General features: G+C 47.5%; 5 protein-coding genes. 3 read left to right on the top strand and 2 right to left on the bottom strand.

The genetic code is table 11. The features are described from left to right. Positions 1 to 58: 58 nt before the first annotated feature. On the top strand, positions 59 to 670 hold the full coding sequence (locus ACLFWI_RS26805) for a hypothetical protein (RefSeq protein WP_446415456.1): 612 nt from the start codon (positions 59 to 61) through the stop codon (positions 668 to 670). A 132-nt stretch (positions 671 to 802) separates the two neighbouring features. Here the strand turns inward: ACLFWI_RS26805 and ACLFWI_RS26800 are convergent, their stop codons facing one another. Together ACLFWI_RS26800 and ACLFWI_RS26795 are read right to left on the bottom strand one after the other, a co-directional pair. After that, positions 803 to 1,453 carry a response regulator transcription factor gene (locus tag ACLFWI_RS26800; RefSeq protein WP_446415455.1) on the bottom strand — a complete coding sequence of 217 codons (651 nt, stop codon included), beginning with the start codon at positions 1,451 to 1,453 and terminating at the stop codon, positions 803 to 805. Between the two features lie 347 nt (positions 1,454 to 1,800). Beyond that, positions 1,801 to 2,337: a (2Fe-2S) ferredoxin domain-containing protein gene (locus ACLFWI_RS26795; protein ID WP_446415454.1), complete on the bottom strand. Its 537-nt coding sequence runs from the start codon at positions 2,335 to 2,337 to the stop codon at positions 1,801 to 1,803. A 306-nt stretch (positions 2,338 to 2,643) separates the two neighbouring features. On the opposite strand from ACLFWI_RS26795, the gene groES reads away from it, so the two are divergent. Beyond that, positions 2,644 to 2,955, top strand: a complete 312-nt coding sequence (gene groES / locus ACLFWI_RS26790; protein WP_006101488.1) for a co-chaperone GroES — start codon at positions 2,644 to 2,646, stop codon at positions 2,953 to 2,955. Between the two features lie 123 nt (positions 2,956 to 3,078). Further along, positions 3,079 to 4,713: a chaperonin GroEL gene (gene groL, locus ACLFWI_RS26785; RefSeq protein WP_446415453.1), complete on the top strand. Its 1,635-nt coding sequence runs from the start codon at positions 3,079 to 3,081 to the stop codon at positions 4,711 to 4,713. The last annotated feature ends 163 nt before the right edge of the window (positions 4,714 to 4,876 follow it).

The following is a 4,876-nucleotide window of genomic DNA, read 5'->3' as shown; positions in this document are numbered from 1 at the left end:
ACAAATGACCAATGACAAATGACCAATGACAAATAACAATTAAAGGAACTATCAAACTATGGTTAGCTTAGTCCGAATGTTGTCTACCCAAGATACAATTCTTAAACAAGAACCTATTCAATCCAGTTTACTGCCAAGCTATAAACTTCAGCCGATTCCGGCTAGCACATTATTAGTGCTACAATCCTACACGCCCCCAGATCTGACCCGACATATTCGGATCAGTTTCCAGGATATTGGATTTCAGGGTAGAAATTTAAATTGGTATGCGTTTATTGATCATGTTCAAATTACCAAAGAACCCCTGAGACCAACAGAAACGGTGGCACAGATGCTCTCGAAGCAAATAGAAAAAGATGTTGTAAAAATGATGGTTTACCGACAAAGTTTGCCACCTGAAGGGGGATTACTTAAAATTGCATTTAACGTGGATACTGTAATTAAGCGTACCCCTGTTCAATCGATGTATCTCAGTCCAAATGCTCTGCAACCGATTCCCGCAGGTACTGAACTGGTGCTATTAACCAATAAACCTGATGCCTATAATATGGTATCGTTGCCAATTGAAGATTCTCACATAAAATTTACCCTAAAGGACGTTGAATTTAAAGGTTTCAATCAAGATTGGTATGCCTTTGTCAAACATGTTGGGTTGCAATTAGTGGGTTGATCTTGGACAATAATCCATCTGGAGAAGTTTATTTTATAAAACTATGGCGATAGAATCAGGAACAATGTACCATTGCTCCCAGACGTAGCATGAGGAGTCTCTACATGGCTTCCCCTACTCCCCCTGCTCCCACTAAGCCTGACTACTTTCAATCGCCCAACGCGCTAATTCGGTACGGTTATGCAATCCGGTTTTGCCCAGCATATTAGACACATGGCTTTCAATCGTGCGCTGGCTAACATTAAGTTCCTGGGCAATTTCCCGATTTGCCAACCCGCGTGCAACAAACTGTAACACCTTCAGTTCGGTTGGTGTCAATTCCACATTGGCGGGAACCTGAATGTTAGATGGCGGCTCTCCTCCAGGTGTTTGAGGGCGAGTCGTTAAGCGCCTAGCCTGTCTCAGGGATGATTCAACTTGGGCGACTAATTCTTCTGGCTCAAAGGGTTTGACCATGTAAACATCGGCACCAGTGTTGAGTCCCTTAACCCGATCATTGCTTTGTCCTTTGGCAGAGAGAAATAGGACAGGAACCCAGTTCATGCGCGGATCTTGCCGAACATACTCAACTAGAGCATAGCCATCCATCTCTGGCATCATTACATCACAAATGATCATGTCAGGAATGTCTTGAGCAAGAACGTCCAACGCCTCTCGACCATTTTCCGCCGTGATCACGTCATACCCGCGAAACTCTAGGTAGTCCTTAACGAGCAAAATCAGATTAGGATCATCGTCAATCAGCAGCAGTCGCTTGTTAGTTCTGACACCGTTGTCTTTCATACTTTAATACTGGTCATTCGGAAGGTTAGGTGGATAGATTAAAAATTTCGTTGTTCTGGTTCCACGCCTGCTACCCGGACGTTATTGAGCGGCTACAACTGATCGGGTGTAAGGGTACTTGCTGAGTCCGAGGATTAGCTGTCAATGTTATAGCCTATGTTTGCTGACGCGAGCGATCGCGCTTTCTCCGGCAATGATTTTGATGTCTAGATATATCTCGTCCTATGTTAGTCTAGCGAACCCGAAAACTAAATAGGCAAGAACTCATACACTGTGGCAAAAAAAGCAACAGCTTCCCCGCTCCCCCGCCTGAGAACGAACTGCTCAAGTATTTGCGCCATGCTGCGCTAATCTTTCCAGAAGCGCTGGACAATCTTGTTCCAAAGGCTTTTCGGTTGATCTACACTGGCAACTTTTTCAGGAGTGATCTGCGGTTGGGATTTACGGTTCGCTCTTTTAGCTCCTGCTGCGTCGGAGATAGGAGATGGATCGTTTTCTGGGAGAGGATGAACCAAAAAAGCATAGTCTTCCACAATCTTGTTGCCAATGAGATGCTCTTGAATAATGCGTTCGATCACCTCTGGCGTCGCGTTACGATACCAAACGCCATCCGGGTAAACCACCAGAATTGGACCACTCGCACAGACGCGCAGACAGTTAGCTTTAGTACGGAAGATGCAGCTTGGTTGCTCCTGAGTGGGTTGATCCAGCTTAAGCTGTTTCAGACGAGTTTTTAAGTAGTCCCAGGAATCAAGACCCGCTTGTTTAGAGCAGCACTTCGGTTTAGTCTGGTCAGCGCATAGCAAAACATGGCGTTGAATTTGATTCAGTCCGAGGCTATTTACATTTTTGGCTAACAGCGTTTTGTCTGAGGCTTTATTCATCTTAAATCGTCTTACCTGCTAAAAATTCCCCTATATCCTGTAGAGTAGCGCTTCACTGCATCTCTTGAGGCTTCCCCAGCTCCCTCAGCTCACCCAGATCCCCCAGCTCACCCAGCTCCCCCGACAACCTACACCCGACACCCCACACCCAAACCCCCATCTTATAGTTCGGGAACCCGTACCTGGAAATTGATTGCAGTTTCATGCCTTAGTTGAGTAAATTAGCACTCAGAAGCAGAGAGTGCTAATCACTCAACAGCAGAAAGTGCAAAGTGAGACTAAACTACTAGATTAGGAGGGAATTCAATGGCAGCCGTATCTCTGAGTGTTTCTACAGTCAAGCCATTAGGCGATCGCGTTTTTCTCAAGGTCAGTGCCGCGGAAGAGAAAACTGCAGGTGGCATCTTGTTACCTGACAACGCTAAAGAGAAGCCTCAAGTCGGGGAAATTGTCGCTACCGGTCCTGGCAAGCGCAACGATGATGGCTCTCGCTCGGAACTGGAAGTCAAAATTGGCGACAAAGTTCTCTACTCCAAGTATGCCGGTACTGATATCAAGCTAGGCAACGAAGAGTATGTTCTGCTTTCAGAAAAAGACATCCTCGCTGTCGTTTCTTAATTGTGCTCGCTAAACGTTCAGGAGTATACAAGCCAGTTCTCTGGCAACTCTCCTGAATGATGAACTCATAGCAATTAGTAACAGTCCACAGTTCAACTCTCAGACTCAACATCACTGAAATCTATGGCTAAGCGCATCATTTACAACGAAAATGCTCGTCGCGCCCTGGAAAAGGGTATGGATATTCTGGCAGAAGCCGTTGCCGTTACCCTTGGTCCAAAAGGTCGCAACGTTGTTCTGGAGAAAAAGTTTGGCGCTCCCCAAATTGTCAATGACGGAGTGACCATTGCTAAAGAAATCGAATTGGAAGACCACGTAGAAAACACGGGTGTCGCCCTGATTCGTCAAGCTGCGTCTAAGACTAATGATGCGGCGGGTGACGGTACTACAACCGCTACCGTGCTGGCTCATGCCATGGTTAAAGAAGGCTTGCGGAATGTTGCGGCTGGTGCGAATGCCATCGCCCTGAAGCGGGGGATTGACAAAGCCATTGCTTTCTTAGTAGACAAGATTGCCGAGCATTCCCGTCCCGTAGAAGAATCTAAAGCCATTGCACAAGTTGGTTCCATCTCTGCCGGTAACGACGAAGAAGTCGGTCAGATGATTGCCCAAGCAATGGATAAGGTGGGCAAAGAAGGTGTGATTTCCTTAGAAGAAGGGAAATCCATGACCACCGAATTAGAAATCACCGAAGGGATGCGCTTTGACAAGGGCTATATTTCGCCCTACTTCGCTACCGACATGGAGCGGATGGAAGCGATTCTGGAAGAACCCTTCATTCTGATCACCGACAAGAAAATCACTCTGGTTCAGGACATAGTACCTGTACTCGAGCAAGTTGCCCGTTCCAGTCGTCCCCTGCTGATTCTGGCTGAAGACATTGAAAAAGAAGCCCTAGCGACTCTGGTGGTCAACCGCCTGCGCGGTGTGCTGAATGTCGCGGCGGTTAAAGCTCCTGGTTTTGGCGATCGCCGCAAAGCTATGTTGGAAGATATCGCGGTATTAACCGGTGGTCAGGTAATCACCGAAGACGCAGGTCTGAAGCTGGAAAACACCAAGCTAGAAATGCTAGGTAAGGCACGTCGCATTACCATCACCAAAGACAATACCACGATTGTGGCTGAAGGCAACGAAGCCGGTGTTAAAGCTCGTTGTGAACAAATCCGTCGTCAGATTGAAGAATCCGATTCCTCCTACGACCAAGAGAAACTACAAGAGCGTTTGGCGAAGTTGTCTGGTGGCGTTGCTGTGGTCAAAGTCGGCGCGGCTACCGAAACCGAAATGAAAGACCGCAAGCTGCGCTTAGAAGACGCGATTAACGCGACTAAAGCGGCGGTAGAAGAAGGAATTGTTCCCGGTGGTGGTACGACTCTGGCTCACCTTACCCCTACCCTGGAATCTTGGGCAAATGAAAACCTGACCGGTGAAGGTTTGATTGGGGCGATGATTGTGTCCCGTGCGCTAGCCTCACCCCTGAAGCGGATTGCTGAGAATGCGGGTCAAAATGGTGCGGTTATCGCTGAGCGGGTGAAAGAGAAAGACTTCAACGTTGGCTACAACGCCGCTACGAATGAGTTCGTTGATATGTTTGAAGCTGGTATCGTTGACCCGGCTAAGGTGACTCGTTCCGCCCTGCAAAATGCAGCGTCTATCGCGGGGATGGTATTGACTACTGAATGTATCGTGGTTGACAAGCCTGAACCCAAGGAAGGTGCTGGTGCTGGCGCTGGTGCTGGTATGGGCGATTTCGATTACTAATCGCTGATGGTGTGGGGGCGATTTATAAATCATTGGTGTCAACTTAAGGCTGAAACTTAATTAGAGATCCCCCCTAGCCCCCCTTAAAAAGGGGGGAACCAGAAATTAATCAAAGTCCCCCTTCAGATCCCCCTCTTCCCTTATAGATCCCCCTCTTCCCTTT

This window comes from Coleofasciculus sp. (genome assembly GCF_046539235.1).
Taxonomy (GTDB): Bacteria; Cyanobacteriota; Cyanobacteriia; order Cyanobacteriales; family Coleofasciculaceae; genus Coleofasciculus.
Note: the sequence above shows the minus strand (reverse complement) of the source record. Positions and strands in the feature narration are given on the sequence as shown.